2 protein-coding genes are annotated in these 1,801 nt (G+C 64.2%); both read right to left on the reverse strand.

The window, feature by feature from the left end:
* On the reverse strand, nt 1-1,355 hold a 1,355-nt coding region (locus MHM84_RS21355; RefSeq protein WP_239269091.1), incomplete at its 3' end, for a tripartite tricarboxylate transporter permease.
* Nucleotides 1,355-1,801 (reverse strand): tripartite tricarboxylate transporter TctB family protein (locus tag MHM84_RS21360; RefSeq protein ID WP_239269093.1); only part of this gene is annotated, 447 nt, incomplete at its 5' end. The genes MHM84_RS21355 and MHM84_RS21360, both read right to left, overlap by 1 nt.

Raw genomic sequence — 1,801 nt, forward strand, 5'->3', positions numbered from 1 at the left:
CGCAGGTTCTTCTCCATCTCCGGCCCCAGCAGCAGACCCAGGATGATCGGCACCATGGGAATCTCCAGCTTGCGCAGCAGGTAGCCGAACACCCCGAAGGCGACCATGAAGTACAGATCGAACGCCGAGTTGCTGATCGAGTAGATGCCCACGAAGGCCACCATGGTGACGATCGGCAGCAGGTACATCGGCGGTACCGACAGCAGCTTGACGAAGATGCCCACCAGCGGGATGTTGAGCAGCAGCAGAAGGAAGTTGCCGATCAGCAATGCCGCGATCACGCCCCACACGATGTCGGCGTTCTGGGTGAACATCAGCGGCCCGGGGGTGATGTTCATCGAGATCAACAGTGCCAGCAGCACCGCGGTGGTGCCGCTGCCCGGCACGCCGAGGGTCAGCATCGGCACCAGCGCACCCGACGAGGCGCCGTTGTTACCCGCTTCAGGGCCAGCGACACCGCGCGGGTCGCCTTCACCGAAGTAGCCCTTCTTGCCGACCACCTTCTTCTCGAGGGTGTAGCCGATGAAGCTGCCCAGCGAGGCGCCGGCGCCCGGCAGCACGCCGGCGATGAAGCCGAGGATGCCGCCGCGGATGCTCGACGGCATTATCTCGCGGACTTCCTTCCAGGAGAGCTTGAGCTTGTTGACCACCATCGGGCCCTTGCCGCCACCGGCGCGCTCCTCGATGAAGAACAACAGCTCGGAGATCGCGAACAGACCGACGATGGCGATAATGAAGTCGATGCCTTCGTAGAGATGCAGCGAGCCGAAGGTATAGCGCTGAGTCCCGGTGGAATCGATGCCCACCGTGGCGATCATCAGACCGATGGCCGCGGCCAGGATGGTCTTGACCGGGTTCTTGCCGGTGATCCCGCCCAGGGTGGCGAAGGCCAGCACGAACAGCGCAAAGTACTCCGCCGCGCCGAAGGTCAGCGCGAACCTGGCCAGCAACGGCGCCAGCAGGATCAGGCCTACCGTGGCGATCAGGCTGCCCATGAACGAGGCGATCGCCGAAATCGCCAGCGCCTCGGCGGCCTTGCCCTTCTGGGCCATCGGGTAGCCGTCGAGGCAGGTCATCATCGCCGGCTCGTCGCCGGGAATGTTCAACAGGATCGACGAAATACGCCCGCCGTACATCGCCCCGGCGTATACCGCCGTGAGCATGATGAGTGCCGTCTCAGGCGCCAGCCCCAGGGTAAAGGCCAGCGGAATCAGGATCGCCACGCCATTGGCCGGGCCGAGGCCGGGCAAAGCGCCGATCAGGGTGCCCAGAAAAGCCCCCATCAGTGCGAACATCAGGTTGTGTGGCTGCAGGGCAACGCCAAACCCGTCAATCAGATACCCGAGGGTTTCCATCAGCTTCCCTCCAGCACGCTAAGCACACCCAACGGCAACGCCAGATCGAGTGCGTAGGTAAACAGTAGAAAGACCACGATGCCGGCCACACCACCGGTGACGTAGGCGCGCACCGGGGCGGCGCCCATGCGCCAGCACAGCGTACCCACCGCCAGCAGCGTGGAGACGATGAAGCCGAGCGGCTCCAGCAGCAGCGTGTAGGCGATCAGCACCAGCACGGCAATGACCAGCTCCAGGGCGATACGTCCCTTGGGCCAGGCATTGTCGGGGTCCGGCTTGACGATCAGGTAGAGGCTGGACAGCGCCAGCACCACCGCAATTACCTTGGGAAAGGTTTCGGGGCCGACCGACTCGGCCCCACCGAACGGTTCCGGGAACTGAGTGGCGCCCCAGCCGTACGCGACGGCCAGGACGAGCATCAGTATGCCGAAGATGCGGTCGTTGAG

The organism is Halomonas sp. McH1-25, assembly GCF_022348165.1.
Taxonomy (GTDB): domain Bacteria; phylum Pseudomonadota; class Gammaproteobacteria; order Pseudomonadales; family Halomonadaceae; genus Modicisalibacter.